The 15,279-nt window shown below is 27.1% G+C and carries 18 protein-coding genes; 13 read left to right on the forward strand and 5 right to left on the reverse strand.

Going from position 1 to position 15,279, the window contains the following annotated elements:
* Positions 1-2 precede the first annotated feature (2 nt).
* From folP to IPM32_14830, 4 genes are read right to left on the reverse strand one after another with little or no spacing between them, the layout of a single operon-like run.
* A complete protein-coding gene (gene folP, locus IPM32_14815; GenBank protein ID MBK8946525.1) occupies positions 3-833 on the reverse strand; it encodes a dihydropteroate synthase in 831 nt (276 codons plus the stop codon).
* Positions 826-2,004, reverse strand: coding sequence for an N-acetylglucosamine-6-phosphate deacetylase (gene nagA, locus IPM32_14820; GenBank protein ID MBK8946526.1), 1,179 nt, complete (start codon positions 2,002-2,004; stop codon positions 826-828). The genes folP and nagA overlap by 8 nt, the downstream gene beginning before the upstream one ends.
* A gap of 5 nt (positions 2,005-2,009) precedes the next feature.
* Complete coding sequence (locus IPM32_14825; GenBank protein MBK8946527.1) at positions 2,010-2,666, reverse strand: ribulose-phosphate 3-epimerase; 657 nt, start codon at positions 2,664-2,666, stop codon at positions 2,010-2,012.
* Between the two features lie 2 nt (positions 2,667-2,668).
* Entirely contained in the window at positions 2,669-3,400 is a 732-nt protein-coding gene (locus IPM32_14830) for a PASTA domain-containing protein (protein ID MBK8946528.1), read from the reverse strand.
* Positions 3,401-3,523: 123 nt separating this feature from the next.
* Between IPM32_14830 and IPM32_14835 the strand changes: the two genes are divergently transcribed.
* From IPM32_14835 to ispE, 13 genes are all read left to right on the forward strand, one after another.
* On the forward strand, positions 3,524-5,026 hold the full coding sequence (locus IPM32_14835) for a peptide MFS transporter (GenBank protein ID MBK8946529.1): 1,503 nt from the start codon (positions 3,524-3,526) through the stop codon (positions 5,024-5,026).
* A gap of 18 nt (positions 5,027-5,044) precedes the next feature.
* Positions 5,045-5,809, forward strand: a complete 765-nt coding sequence (nagB, locus tag IPM32_14840) for a glucosamine-6-phosphate deaminase (protein ID MBK8946530.1) — start codon at positions 5,045-5,047, stop codon at positions 5,807-5,809.
* Between the two features lie 18 nt (positions 5,810-5,827).
* The gene (locus IPM32_14845) at positions 5,828-7,081 is read left to right on the forward strand and encodes a glucose-1-phosphate thymidylyltransferase (GenBank protein ID MBK8946531.1); all 1,254 of its coding nucleotides are present in this window, start codon (positions 5,828-5,830) and stop codon (positions 7,079-7,081) included.
* An 18-nt stretch (positions 7,082-7,099) separates the two neighbouring features.
* The gene (locus IPM32_14850) at positions 7,100-8,719 is read left to right on the forward strand and encodes a DUF814 domain-containing protein (GenBank protein ID MBK8946532.1); all 1,620 of its coding nucleotides are present in this window, start codon (positions 7,100-7,102) and stop codon (positions 8,717-8,719) included.
* Between the two features lie 9 nt (positions 8,720-8,728).
* Positions 8,729-9,223, forward strand: a complete 495-nt coding sequence (locus IPM32_14855; protein MBK8946533.1) for a hypothetical protein — start codon at positions 8,729-8,731, stop codon at positions 9,221-9,223.
* Positions 9,220-9,681: a DoxX family membrane protein gene (locus IPM32_14860; protein MBK8946534.1), complete on the forward strand. Its 462-nt coding sequence runs from the start codon at positions 9,220-9,222 to the stop codon at positions 9,679-9,681. The genes IPM32_14855 and IPM32_14860 overlap by 4 nt, the downstream gene beginning before the upstream one ends.
* A 1-nt stretch (position 9,682) precedes the next feature.
* A complete protein-coding gene (locus IPM32_14865) occupies positions 9,683-10,762 on the forward strand; it encodes a glycosyltransferase family 9 protein (protein MBK8946535.1) in 1,080 nt (359 codons plus the stop codon).
* A 188-nt stretch (positions 10,763-10,950) separates the two neighbouring features.
* Positions 10,951-11,406: a hypothetical protein gene (locus IPM32_14870; GenBank protein MBK8946536.1), complete on the forward strand. Its 456-nt coding sequence runs from the start codon at positions 10,951-10,953 to the stop codon at positions 11,404-11,406.
* A gap of 8 nt (positions 11,407-11,414) precedes the next feature.
* Positions 11,415-11,780: a DUF393 domain-containing protein gene (locus tag IPM32_14875; protein MBK8946537.1), complete on the forward strand. Its 366-nt coding sequence runs from the start codon at positions 11,415-11,417 to the stop codon at positions 11,778-11,780.
* Positions 11,781-11,792: 12 nt separating this feature from the next.
* Positions 11,793-12,182, forward strand: a complete 390-nt coding sequence (locus IPM32_14880) for a RidA family protein (GenBank protein MBK8946538.1) — start codon at positions 11,793-11,795, stop codon at positions 12,180-12,182.
* Between the two features lie 17 nt (positions 12,183-12,199).
* Positions 12,200-12,637, forward strand: a complete 438-nt coding sequence (locus IPM32_14885) for a hypothetical protein (GenBank protein ID MBK8946539.1) — start codon at positions 12,200-12,202, stop codon at positions 12,635-12,637.
* Between the two features lie 41 nt (positions 12,638-12,678).
* Positions 12,679-13,566 (forward strand): homocysteine S-methyltransferase family protein, encoded by an 888-nt coding sequence (locus IPM32_14890; protein ID MBK8946540.1) that lies wholly within the window; start codon positions 12,679-12,681, stop codon positions 13,564-13,566.
* On the forward strand, positions 13,547-14,383 hold the full coding sequence (gene ispE, locus IPM32_14895) for a 4-(cytidine 5'-diphospho)-2-C-methyl-D-erythritol kinase (GenBank protein ID MBK8946541.1): 837 nt from the start codon (positions 13,547-13,549) through the stop codon (positions 14,381-14,383). Before IPM32_14890 ends, ispE begins: the two co-directional genes overlap by 20 nt.
* Before the next feature lie 20 nt (positions 14,384-14,403).
* Here ispE and IPM32_14900 read toward each other — a convergent pair whose 3' ends face one another.
* Positions 14,404-15,279, reverse strand: coding sequence for an EamA family transporter (locus tag IPM32_14900; GenBank protein ID MBK8946542.1), 876 nt, complete (start codon positions 15,277-15,279; stop codon positions 14,404-14,406).

Raw genomic sequence — 15,279 nt, forward strand, 5'->3', positions numbered from 1 at the left:
TTTCAGTTATTTGATTCAATTAAATTTTTATAAATTTTTTTTAGTTCAACTGCATTTTTAACATTATGTGTTCGAATTATTTTTGCACCTCTCATTACCGCAATTGTTTCGGAAATTATTGTTGAATTTTCTCTATCACTCACTTCAAGATTTAATGATTTACCAAGAAATGATTTTTTTGATAATCCAACCAAAATTGGGAAATTAAATTTTAATAATTTTTCAAGATTATTTAATATTCGAAAATTATCTTCAACTCTTTTGCCAAATCCAATTCCCGGATCAATTATAATTTTTTCAATTCCAAATAATTTTAGTTCAGAAATTTTATTTTGAAAAAAATCGAATATTTCATAAATAGTATTTTCATAAAAAGGTTTATTCTGCATATTTTTCGGATTACCTTTCATATGCATAAGAACATAAGGAATTTTATTTTTCTTAACAATATCTAAAATTTTTGGATCAAAACTTCCTGCACTAATATCATTAATTAAATTTATTCCACAATTTATTGCTTCTTTTGCTACTTCGGATTTTGTTGTATCAATTGATAAAAAAACATCATTGTTATTTTTTCTAATATTTTCCAAAACCGGAATCACACGTTTTAACTCTTCTTCAGAGGAAATTTGGTCTGCTCCAGGTCGTGATGATTCTCCTCCAATATCAATTATATCTGCTCCAAAATCAATAAGATTTAATACATGATTTAAAGCCGAATTTGCATCTAAATATTTTCCACCATCAGAAAATGAATCCGGTGTAACATTTACAATTCCCATTATTAAAGGAATTGAAGAATTTTTTAATTTAGTGTAAAAATCATCCATTCATATTTAATTTTTCTGAAATAAACCTAATTTCCCCATTCATAATTGTCATTTCAACATTTAACTCTTTATCTAAGACAACAAAATCTGCCGGTTTTCCACTTGCTATAATTCCGCTATCCAATTTTATAACTTTTGCTGGATTAACAGTAGCCATTCTTACAGATTCAGTTAATTTTGCTCCGGTTGTTTCATACATATTTTTTATAGCACGATTAAGTGTCAACGTGCTCCCGGCAATTGTTCCATCTTCCATAACTGCTTTGTTTCCAGAAAGAGTTACATTTTGATCAGAAAATTGAGTTTTTTCACCTTCATGCATTCCACCAACTCTGATTGAATCCGTAATTAAAATTATCCCTTTTGATGTTTTAGATTTCAGCAGAAATTCCATAGTTGCTGGATGCACATGATAAGTATCTGCAATAAGTTGTAATTTTAATTCATCCCTTAAAAGTGCGGCAATTGCAACCCCGGGATTTCTATGATTTATCGGTTTCATTGCATTGAACATATGAGTTACATGTGCGGCACCATGATCAATTGCCAAATCAACTTGTTCATAACTTGCCGTTGAATGTCCGATTGAACAAACAACTCCATTAAATGATGCTTCTCTAATTACATCCAAAGCTCCATCAAGTTCGGGAGAAATTGTCATCATTTTTATTAAACCTTTTGAAGCCTCCCACATTTCTTTAAAAGATTCAATTGATGGTTTCCATAGATAATTTTCATTCATTGCACCTTTTAATTCCGGATTTAAATATGGTCCTTCCATATGAATCCCAACAATATTGGTTTCAGGATTATTTTGAATAAACCGAGCAACTCTATCCAAATCATCCAAAAGTGCTTGTTTGGGTTTCGCATGCAAACTTGCTAATATTGAAGTAGAGCCTTTTGTTATAAAATATTCACTAATTTTTTTTATACTTTCATCTGATTCATCAGAAAAACCGTAACCTCCAGCTCCGCCATGTACCAATAAATCTATGAATCCAGGAAACATATATTTATTCGAAACATCAAAAATTTTAATTTCCTTTGGAAGTGTAATTTTATCTTCGGGCCCAACATGATAAAATTTTCCTTCTTTAGTAGTAATAATTCCTTTTTTAAGAATTCTGAACGGAGTTACAATATCTCCGCCAATAAATGCTAATTCCATAAATATTATTCCATTAATAAATTTTTTAGTTCAACCGTTGTCTTTGTGATATCTTCATTACCAAAAACAGCTGTTCCGGCAACAATAATATTGCATCCGGCATTTTTAACTTTTTGAATATTTGCTTTAGTTATACCACCGTCAACTTCAATGTAATATTTATAATTATTATTTTTTTTCAAATTATCCAATTGAATAATTTTATCTAAAGTATATTCAATAAATGATTGACCACCAAACCCCGGATTTACTGACATAACAAGTACCAAATCAACGTTTTGCAAAACAGGTAAAAGTGTTTCAACTGATGTTGCGGGATTTATTGCAACTCCAGCTTTTAAATTTAATTCTTTTATTTGTTGAATTACTCCATCCAAATGATCATTATTTTCTTGATGTACGGTAATAATATTTGCTCCAGCTTCAGCAAATTTAGGAATTAAATTTTGCGGATTATTAATCATCAAGTGAACATCAAGTGGAATATTTGTTATTTTTTTTAATGCAGAAATTACTAATGGACCAAATGTTAAATTTGGTACAAATTGTCCGTCCATAATATCACAGTGAATAAAATCACAATTGCCTAATTCTACTGCTCTTATTTGTTGTGATAATTTAGTAAAATCTGCTGCAAGAATTGAAGGAGCTAAATAGGCCATTTTTAATCTTGATTTTTTGTAATAAATATATCTACAGAATCTCCAATTTCTATTAGAGAGTTTTTACTTGGATATTGTGAAATTACTGTATTTGGTAAAAGATTTCTGGATTCTTCATAAGTTATATTTCCAATTTCTAATGAATTTGTTTCAAGAGTTGATGAAGCTTCTTTGAGCGACATACCCAACAAATCCGGAACTCTAACCATTCCCCTATTTGGACCAATACTAACCATCAGTTTTATTCTAGAACTTTTTGATAAATTCATTCCGGCAGAAGGATATTGTTCTACTATTGTGTTTGAAGAGAGTTCAGATTTAACTTCGTCAATTTCAGAAATTTCAAACCCCAATCTTTCAATAGTAAGTTGTGCATCTCTAACAGATTTACCAAATAAATCCGGCATCTTTTTTAATGGATTTCCACCGCTTACATGTAGAGTTATTCTTCTATTTTTCTTTACTGAATTTCCGGCAAATGGTTTTTGAAAAATTATATGATCCCTCGGGATTTTTTCATCAAACCTTGTAATATCGAAAGAAGCAACCAAATTATTGTCTGCTAGAATTTCCTCTGCTTCCTCTTTGGAAAAACCAATCACATTCGGAACTTCGATTTCATCGCTATCAACATATAATGGCATTATAAAAACATCTAAAATAAATGCGAGAATTGCGATAATTGCCGCCGCAATTGAAGTTATTGTTAAAATCTTATAAAATAATGCTTTCATTGGCTCAAATATATTAAATGACTTTTTTTATAACAACTTATAATTTTTTATTATTATTAAAATATTGTAATTTTACTTTTATACGGACTAAAAAAATAATTTTTCAAATTTATTTGGGGTGTTATGTTCAAAAACCATCCGCAAGGCCTTCCGATTTTGTTCTTTACCGAAATGTGGGAACGTTTCGGATATTATACAATGTTGGCAATTTTTGTTTATTATTTACAAGAAAATTTTGGCTGGGACCAAGCAACAGTAACTAATATATATGGAATATTTTTAGCAGCAGTTTATTTTACACCAATTTTAGGAGGTTGGATTGCTGATAATTTTTTAGGTTACGGCAAAACTATTTCAATCGGTGCAGTAATAATGGGAATTGGTTATGCTTTAATGGCTGTACCAACTGATCAGCCATATTTATTATTTACAGCTTTGGGAATTGTAGCATTTGGGAATGGTTTGTTTAAAGCAAATATTTCAGTTCTTGTGGGAAATTTATATGCGCATTCACAAATCTCCTTAAAAGATGCTGGATATAATATTTTTTATATGGGAATTAATGTCGGAGCTTTTTATGCCCCATTTGCAGCAGCTGGAATTAAAAACTTTTTTATGGAAAATTTTGGAACAAGTTTAGCTCAAGGTTATAATGCTGGGTTTGGAATTGCATCAGTAGGAATGATTTTTTCATTAACAATTTTTACACTTTTTAGAAAATATTATAAAGATGCAGATTATCAATCAAAAAATGTTACCAAAACCGAAAAAGATGTAGTTTTAACTAAAGAACAAGAACGTGATAGAATAATTGCACTGTTAACTGTTTTTGGAATTGTAATATTTTTCTGGATGGCTTTTCATCAAAATGGAGCTGCTTTGTCCTTATTTGCACGAGATTATACGCATCAATTTGTTGGGAAATTTACATATTTACTTTTTGACGTAATTAGTCTTCATGCAATTTTATTTATAATATTTGGTTTTGCTGCAATTCTAAAAAAATCTTCTTCCGGAAGAACAAAATTAATTGGAGGAATTTTTTCTGCAGTAGGTTTATTGGTGTTATTATATAAAATTAATTCGTTACCAGATTCAGGAAAAATTTCACCCGAACAATTTCAAGCATTCAATCCTATGTTTATTGTGTTGATGACTCCAATTATAATTGGATTGTTCACAAAATTTAATAAACAAGGCAAAGAGCCATCATCACCCGCAAAAATTGGAATTGGGATGTTAATTACGGCACTTGCTTATGTAATTATGGTTTTTGCATCAATAGGTTTAGCACCGGTTCATTCACTAAATGGAACAACTTCAGCAATTACTGTTAGTCCTTTCTTTTTAATCTCTACATATTTTACTTTAACTATTGCAGAATTACATTTAAGTCCAATGGGACTTTCATTTGTTTCAAAAGTAGCACCTCCAAAAATGAAAGGATTGTTAATGGGAGGATGGTTTGGTGCAACAGCAATTGGAAACTACTTAGCCGGTTTTGTTGGAAGATTTTATCAAGAATGGGAATTATGGCAATTCTTTTTGATATTAATAATTTGTGCATCACTCGCATCATTTATGGTTGTATTAACTTTAAAGAAATTAAAACGAGCAACATCTTAAAATTTAAGGGATAAATAAATGTTAGTTATTATTAAAAATGATTATGAATCATTAAGTAATGAAGCTGCAAAAGTTATTGCAGATAGATTAAAGAAAAAACCAAATTTAGTATTGGGACTTGCTACGGGGAGTACTCCTTTGGGTTTATACAAAGAACTTATTAGAATGCACAAATACGAAGGTCTTGATTTTTCAAAAGTTGTAACATTTAATTTGGATGAATATATTGGTCTTCCACCTTCACATGATCAAAGTTATCATTATTTCATGCAGAAGAATTTTTTCTCAGAAATTAATTTAGATCCGAGGTTTATTCATGTTCCACAAGGAATGGCAAATGATATAAAATTATTTTGCAACTGGTATGAAGAAAGAATTAAAAGTTTTGGAGGAATTGATATTCAAGTTTTGGGAATTGGTGCAAACGGACATATAGCATTTAACGAACCAGGTTCTTCATTAGGTTCTAGAACAAGAATTAAAACTCTAACCCCAACAACAAGAGATGATAATAGAAGATTTTTTGAAAAAGGTGAAGATGTGCCAAAATATGCAATTACAATGGGCGTTGGAACTATTATGGATGCAAAAGAATTATTGCTAGTTGCCTCTGGAGAATCAAAAGCAGAAGCAATAAAAGCTGCAGTTGAAGGACCAATTACTGCAATGTGTCCGGCATCTATAATTCAAATGCATAAAGAAGCTTTTGTAATTATTGATAAAAATGCTGCTTCAAGTTTAAGCGGAACTTATGTTGATACTTGGGAATCTCTAATTCTTTAAATTAAATAAAGGTTAAAAGTGAAAAGTATTTGCATTTTTGAAGATGAAGAATATAAGCAACTTCAACCATTAACATTTTTTCGTCCATCATATCATTTAAAATGTGGAATATTATCTCTTCATCGAAAAATTAGAAGAAATTATCCAAATGTTAGAGTTGAGTTAAATACACGCGGATATTTAAGAAATGTAATTAAACAAAATCATCCATCGGAAATTGTAAATCATGTAATGTCAGATATGATGTTATTTCTTAATGGCAGAATTCTTGTTGATGACACTTTGGTTAATCAAATTCCACTTGATGGGAAAGATGAAATTTTTGTTTCTAAAAATAATTTTATTGGTGCTAGAGTAAGCGAAAAAAATTTGGAAAGTATCAGCAATTCACTTAAAGACGTTTTATCAATAAATGATTTTCCGGAATTACCAAGAAAAGAAGTTGATGTAACAATTATAAATTATCCTTGGGATTTAATTACTTATAATCATCAAGAATTAATTAAAGATTTTAAAAAGCTTACAAGCGAATCAGAAAATTTTATTAAAGATTTTCCGGGTGTTTATTTCTTAAATAAGGAAAATATTTTTTTAGGTAAAGATGTAAAAATAAAACCCGGCGTAATTTTAGATGCTGAAGAAGGACCAATTTTTATTGGTGATAATGTTCAAATTTTACATAATGCTTCAATTCAGGGTCCGGTATTTATTGGTGAAGAAACAATTGTAAAAATGAGTGCAACAATTTATCACAATACAAGTGTTGGAAAAGTTAGCAAAATTGGCGGCGAAATAGAAAACACAATTATTCATAGTTATTCTAATAAACAACATAATGGGTTTTTAGGAAATTCATATTTGGGTTCTTGGGTAAATCTTGGTGCCGGAACAACAAACAGCGATTTGAAAAATAATTATGGAACAATAAAAGTTTTAATTAATAATCAACAAATTGATAGCGGAAAACAATTTGTTGGTTTAACTATGGGAGATCATTCAAAAGCTGCAATAAATACTTCATTTAATACCGGTGCGGTAGTTGGCGTTTCCAGCAATATTTTTGGAGGAACTTTCCCACCTCGTTATATTCCCTCTTTCAGCTGGGGAGGCTCCGAAGCATTAACGACGTATGATATTGATAGAAGTATTGAAGTTGCTGAGAGAGTTATGCAAAGAAGAAATGTTATTCTTACAGATATTGATAAAGAACTATTTAGAACTGTTTTCAAATTGACTGAAAAAGAACGAAGAGATAAAGGTTTCCCAAAATAAGCTCGAAAATTATTTTGAATGTATAAAAATTATTTTTACTTACTCAGATCGGTTAATGAGTTACTTCCGAAAATATTAAATTCAACTATTACTGATATTTATTCTCAAGAAAAAGATAAACTTTTTCTAAAAATTCCGAATGAAGAATTTCCTGATAGGCATTTAATAATTTCTGCAAATCCTAATTCAACATTTTTACAAATCAAAAATTCTCACTTCAAAGCAAAAAAAAATGTTATTCAAATTTTTAGCGATATATATTTTTCGAAAATTCAAAATGTCCTAATTGCGCAGAAAGATAGAATTGTAAAAATAGAATTAGATTATTCTTCAATCTATTTTTCTATTAGAGGAAATAAAACAAATATTTTTCTTATTACAAAAAATGGTGCAATATCTTCATTTAAAAAAAATAATAATGATAATTTTAATTATGAATTGGAACAAGAATATTTTAATGGAAACAATTTCTCTCTAAAATTAAATAATGAAAATAATGTTATTGAAATTTCTGATTTGAAAAAAATATTCCCAATGATTTCTAATGAAATTAAAAATGAAATTGAATTTAGAAAAACATTTGAGCAAAATTCAGTTTTGCAAATCTTTGAAAATATTTTTTATGATATATTAAATTCACATATCAGAATTGGGTTTAATCAACATTTGCAAAAAATTATCTTTTATCCCAATGCATTTAAAACTTTGGAAGTTGTAAATGATTTCAAAGATTTTGATAATTTTAATGAAGCTTTGCAATTTTATTTTTCATCATTTTATAAACTGACTTCCAAAACAAATATTTCAAATGAACTGGAAAAATATTTTGATAACGAATTATCAACTTTATCTTCAAAATTAAATAAGTTAAAAAATAGGATTGAAAGTGGTTCTAATGAGCAATTATATTACAGTTACGGAAATTTACTTTTATCAAATATAAATTTGCTTAAAAAAGGTTTAAGTGAAATTACTCTGAAATTTCCAGAAGACGAAAATATTTGTAAAATTAAACTTGATCCAAAATTAAATTCCAAAGAAAATATTGATCGATATTTTGAAAAAGCAAAAGATGAAAAAGTAAATTATAAAAAGTCTGTTGAATTATATAATTTATCTTTGGAAAAGTTTGATAAAATTAAGAATGAAAATGAAAAATTTAAATCGGCAAAAACAATAAATGAAATTGAAGAAATTTATAATCGAGTAATTCCTAAAAAAGAAAAATTAGTTAAAATGGATTCGGGAGAAAAATTTAAATATTGGCTTTATATTATTGATGAAAAATACAAAGTTTACATTGGTAGAGATAGTAAAAGTAATGATTATCTTTCAATAAAATTTGCAAATCAAAATGATTATTGGTTTCATGCAAGAGGTTTACCCGGTTCTCATGTTGTTTTGAGAATTGATAATTCTAAAGAAGTAGTTCCAAAAGAAATAATTAAAAAAGCGGCTTCACTCGCGGCATTTTACAGTAAAGCAAAAACTGCCGGTTCCGCACCGGTTTCATTCACATTTGCAAAATTTGTACATAAGAAAAAAGGAATGGAACCCGGAAAAGTTTTATTGCAAAAGGAAAATTCAATTTTGGTAAAACCGGAAATTCCAAAGAATTGCGAATTAATAAATGAATAATTTTTAATTATGAAAATAAATTTTAATTACAAAGCTATATTTATAATTTTAAGTGCATCAGTTTTACTTGGAATAATTTATAATACTTTTTCATCAAGTGGAATTGACTTTATTCGGAAAGAAATTAAAATTGAATTTGTAGATATAGGCGATTCCGAAAATTCTGGTAATTTGAAAGGAATTAAACTTTCCCAAGTTCTTGAATTATATAATTCGAAATCAGCAATTTTTGTCGATGCAAGAGATCAATGGGATTTTTCTGAAAATCATATTACCGGTGCAATTAATATTCCTGAATTCAGTTTTGATGAAAATGAATTTATGCAATTAAACATTCCGAAAGAATCAGTTTTAGTAATTTACTGCGATGGTGATGATTGCGATACTAGTAAAAGATTGGCAATACAAATTTATAAATTAGGTTATAAAAACATTTATGTTTTTCTTGACGGAATCAAAACTTGGATAGAATCCAAACTTCCAATATCAAATGTGAAAAAATGAAAAAAGAAAATGTTATAAATTATTTAATTGCAATTACTCGAATTTATCTTGCAGTTTATTTTATTTTAAGCGGATTGGGAAAAATTAATAATTTAGATTTCTTCGCAAACTCCATTGAGAATTATAAAATTTTTCCAACTGAAATTATAAACATTCTAGCAATTATAATTCCATGGATTGAAGTAATTTCCGGCGCACTACTATTATTGGGAATTTATATTCGAGAAAATTCCTTGATAATTGCTTCATTACTTTTTGTATTTACGATTGCAGTAATTTCTGCTGTGTTAAGAAATTTAGATATTGATTGCGGATGCCACGGAACTATTGACGGACAAAAAGTTGGAATTCTAAAAATTATAGAAAATATTTCTTTGTTTATTGTTTCAATTCTTAGCATAAAATTTCCTAAACAAGAATTAACTTTTATAAAGCAACCACAATTCATTTCAAAATAAATTGAAAAATATTCAAACATATTTCGCAAATTTATTTTTACAACTCGCAATTAAACTATTAAAAAAAAGTAAATCTTCACATAAAATTTCAATAAATCGGGATTCAAAAATTTTAATAATAGTTTTGCGAAATAAATCTGAATCACTTTTGATTACTCCGCTTTTGCAATTAATTTATGAAAAAACAAATTCGCAAATTTCTGTTTTAACTAATGAAGAAAATGAAATTATATTTTTAAATAATCCTTTTGTAAAAAATATTTATAGAATTGATGATAATTTATCATCCCAATTTTCGCAGATTCTGAAATTTAATAAAAATAATTTTGATGTAATTGTTAACCCGAATGAAATTTATAGTCAAACTGAAATTCTATATTCAGCTTTTATAAAATCAAAATTCAAAATTGGATTTAAAAATATAAGTGATAATATTTTCTCACATATTTTAGAAAAACACAATCCTGTAACAAATCATTTTGTTGATAGAATTATTAGCTTATGTGAAGTATTTGAATTTGATATTGATAAATCTCACTTGAATTTGTTTTATCAACCATCACAATTATCCTTGGATGAAGTTGAAAGGTTTTTGCTGACAATTTTTAACTCTAACAAATTATTGGTTATCATTAATATTTCGGATGAAACTAATAATAATTTTTGGGGTGTTGATAGTTTTAAAAAATTAATCAGATATCTAAAGAATTATGATGTGAATATTATAATTACAACGTTGCAAAAAGATGTTGAGTTTGCTGATAAAATATCTGATGGAAAAGAGAAAATATTTTTTATAGATGAATTTGATAAATTTGCGGCTTTGATTTCATACTCAAATTTTATTTTTACACTCGATAATTTTGCCTTACAGTTAGCAACAGTATTTAAGAAACCTGTTTTTTGTCTTTTTGGTAAACAGAATAATAATGAGTTAATCAGAGTTCCGTATATTTCTGATTTTGACTTTATACGAAGTGATGAAAGTGATTTAAGCGATTTACATTATGGGAAAGTACTGAACAGTTTTATCCCCTATTTTGATTATGTTTTTGAGAATTTTCAAATTAATAAATTTTAGAAAGTTTACCATTGAAGAAAATAGAAAAAACATTTTGCGAATTAACAAAATCAGAAATTGAAAAACATAGTGAAGAAATTTTAAAGTTAATTGATAAACCCAAATATTTTTGTAAAAAATGTTTACGTGTTTCAATAGATAAAAAATATTTGTGTAAATCAGAAAAGATTAAATAAGTTTTAGAATTTATGAGAATTAAAAAGAGTAAAATTTTAGTCACAAAAATTGTATTAATGTTTTTATCAATTTTTATTTTAAAATGTAATGAGAATTCAGTTGAACCAAAATTTCAGCCAATAAATATCGATGTTAGAATGGAAGTTCAAGTTTTAGATTCAACTTACCATTTTTATAAGCGACCATTCACACAAATTTATTTTACAACTTATAAACTAACTTCCAATAATGAAAAAGTTGAATTACTTCAATCTGATACAACATCTTGCAGAAATGGCTGGGGTGTAAAATTACTAAATTTTACTTTTAATAATTCTAATGAAAAAATTATTCTTGGTGCCTCATGTGAAAATTATAACGGAAATAATTACCGAGAAGAAGAAATTTCTTATAATGAAATTGAATACAGAATCGATGAATCAAATTATGTAAGCATTACAAAAACTTTTGCAATTTATTATAAATAAAAAGTAAAATGCTTAAAAATAATTCAACGCAAAAAATAATTTTATTTGATGGAATTTGTTCTCTCTGCAATTTTGCAATTGCCAATCTTCAAAGAAATCTACAAAATCAAAATTATAAATTTATTCCATCTCAATCAGATGAAGGTCTAATTTTAATTGAGAAATTTAAACTCGGTGATATTACGAATAATTCAATAGTACTTTTTTACACAAATAAAATCTATTTTAGAAGTGATGCAATTTTAAAAATTCTTGATGATATGCCAAGCATATATAAGATATTTAAACTTGCAAAATATTTACCAAAATTTGTTAGAGATAAACTCTACGATATTATTGCAAAATATCGATATTTTTTATTCGGAAAAATTTAAAATAATATGAATATGGAACGAATTAATATTTCATCAAATGCTGTTTGGGAAAATATTGTAGGTTATTCCCGACTTGTAAAAATCGGCTCGCAAATATATATTTCCGGAACAACTGCAACAGATGATAATGGAAAAATTATCGGAATTGATAATCCATACGAGCAAACAATCAAGTGTATTAAAAACATAGAAGCTGCTTTAATTAAAGTCGGTGCTAATTTATCCCACATTGTTCGAACAAGAATTTATGTTAAAAATATTAATCATTGGGAAATTATTGGGAAAGCTCATGGTGAATATTTTGATAAAATTAAACCAGCTACAACTATGGTAGAAGTTAGTAATTTAATTCTTCCGGAAATTTTGGTTGAAATTGAAGCAGAAGCAATTTTATTTAAATAAATATTTGGGCGTTAAACATGAAAGTATTATCAGTTTTTTTAGCAATTATTATTTTAAGTACTTTATTTATTTCTTGCAGAGATGAAGATGAATTAATTGCCGGATCTCCAATAAATATTGATTTACCAGAGTATGATAATATTCCGGTAATTGCAAATATTAATAATAATTTTGTTCTTACTCTTAATGCCAAAAACTTTAACTACAACTATAATGATTATCTGTATTTTACGAATGATTCCTTGGTGATATCAATTACAAATAGCAGATCGAGTTCATCAAATAGTGATTTTATACTTTTTGATAATTTGAATGAAGAAATATTTTCGGAGAATTTTAATACGGATAAAGTTGTTGTAAAGGATAATTTAGGCGGAAAAGTTCCGGCAAGAATTAAGATTAAACTTGAAAATTATACTGGTATGTTAAATATTGTTGTTGCCGTAAAAGATTAATATTAAACATTTCATTGTAATTTTATGCAATTTTATTCTTTATGAATAAAGACAATATTTTGTCGTTATTTTCAAATTCAAGAAAACCACTACTACTTGATGGAGCAATTGGAAGTCTGCTTCAGCAAAAAGGATATAGGTCCGATAAACATTTGTGGACAAGTTATGTAAATTTTAAATACCCAAATGTTATCAAAAAAATTCATGAAGAATATATAAAAGCCGGATGTGATTCAATCACAACAAATACCTTTAGAACAAATCCAATTGCTTTTAAAAAAACGAGTTTTGAAATTGATCAAGAATTAATAATTGAACAAAGTGTCAATTTAGCAAAACAAGCTATAGGAAATGCAAATGTTATTATTGCCGGATCAAATCCTCCAGCAGAAGATAGTTATCAAAATTATCGATCAATTTCAAAAAATGAGTTAATTCAAAATCATCATCAACATATTGATTTGCTATATAAATATGGTTGTGATTTTATTCTTAATGAAACTCAAAGTCATTTTGATGAAATAGAAATTATTTGCAAATATTGTTATGTAAATAATTTTCCTTATGTAATTAGTTTACTTATAACAGATGATATGAAAATTTTTAGTGGAGAGAATCTTACTGAAGTTTTGTCCATGATAAATTTATATAATCCACTGTTGATAAGTTTTAATTGCATATTTCCAAATACATTTTACAAATTATTGAATACGAATTGCCTAATTAATAATTGGGGTTTTTATTTAAATTGCGGTAAGGGAAATTATTCCGATAAAAATATTTCTTGCGGAATTTCTCCTAAAGAATATTTAGAAATTGTTAGAAATTCAATAGTTTTTAAACCAAAACTAATTGGTACATGTTGCGGTTCAAATCCACATCATACAAAAATTATAAGAGATTTTTTAGATGAAAATTTTAGTACTTAATTCTCCAGCAAAAATCAATTTAGGTTTAAATATCGTTGAAAAAAGAATTGATGGTTTCCATAATTTAAATACATTTTTTTACCCGATTTATGATTTATGCGATAAAATTACTTTTGAGCATTCTGCAAAATATATTTTCGATTCTAATAATATAGATTTGGTGAAAGATGAAAATAATTTAATTCAGCGCGCTGTCACAATTCTAGAAAATATTTTTAATAAAAAATTCAAAGTGAAAATTTATTTGGAAAAAATAATTCCAATTGGTGCCGGGTTAGGCGGTGGAAGTTCAAACGCAGCTTCAACATTAATGGGATTAAATGAAATGTTTGAATTAAAAATCAGTAATGAAAAATTACTTGAAATAGCTTTAGAACTTGGTTCAGATGTTCCATTTTTTATTTATTCAAAACCTTGTGTTGGTACTTCAAGAGGTGAAATTTTACAAATAAGTAAAATGTACATTGATGATGTTTTTTTAATAGTAAATCCAAATATTCATATTTCTACAAAAGAGGCTTTTTCCAATATTAAGCCTAAACCATCAAATTTTAATTATGATTATTTTATTAAAAATGAATCAATTGATTACAAGGATTTAAAAGGAAAATTATCAAACGATTTTGAGTATTATGTTTTTAATAAATATCCCGAAATCGAAAACATAAAAAATACTATGATTGCAAACGGAGCTGAATTTTCTTTAATGAGTGGAACCGGATCAACAGTTTATGGAATTTTCAAAAGTATTGAACAAGCAAATTATACTTCAGAGATTTTACCAAATAATTATTTTAAATTTATTTCATCGAATTAATTTTTTCAATTTCATAAAAATTAACTCAATATATAAGCACCAATTAAAATTAGAATAATTCCAATTCCCTTCTTTAAAAGATTTTTTTCATTAAATAATTTTCCGCCAAGAATTGATGCAAAAAATACGGAAGTTCTTTTCACGGTTAAAACAAGTGCAACCGGAGCTAATTTAATTGCCTCAATCTGAGTATATCTATAACCAATTGTTAAAACAGAAATTAATATTATCCAAAGAAAATTATTTTTTGAAACTTTACTTAATATTTGAAATGGATTTTTTAGTTTTAAAAAAACTAATAATGTAAAATTAATTGCTAAAAATATTTGTTGAAAAACAACAAAGTTAAATGGTGTTAGATTGAAATCTTTTATAATCAGTTTGTCAATTACAGATGAAATTGATAAAAGTAATAATGCATAAAAAATATAACGATGGTAGTTTGTTCCTAATAAAGTTTTAAAAGGATCTAAAAAATTATTTCCTCTTTTTAATTCTAAAACGTATGTCCCAACTAACAAAATTAACATTCCTAAAAATTCAAGACTTGTTATAGATTCCCCAAGAATTATGAATGATAGTATAACAACAATTCCCGGAGTTAAAGTCATTAATGGCAGAGCGCTGCTTATTTCCAAATTTTTAATTGCAAGCATTATATTTAAAAATGCTGCTGCTCCTAAAATAGTTTTGAAATATAAAATCACTAAACCTTGCAATGATAGTTTGGAATAATCCATTTGCGGGAAAAGAAACAGTGCAATTATCAAATTGAAAATTGAAAGGATAAATGAAAATTCTAACGCATCAAAATTAAACAGAACTTTCTTCTGGAATATTGCTGCAAATGCTGAAAGTATTGCGGAAACTAAAGCAATTAAAAACCATTCACTCAT

The sequence above is a fragment of the Ignavibacteriota bacterium genome, assembly GCA_016716225.1.
Taxonomy (GTDB): Bacteria; Bacteroidota; Ignavibacteria; order Ignavibacteriales; family Melioribacteraceae.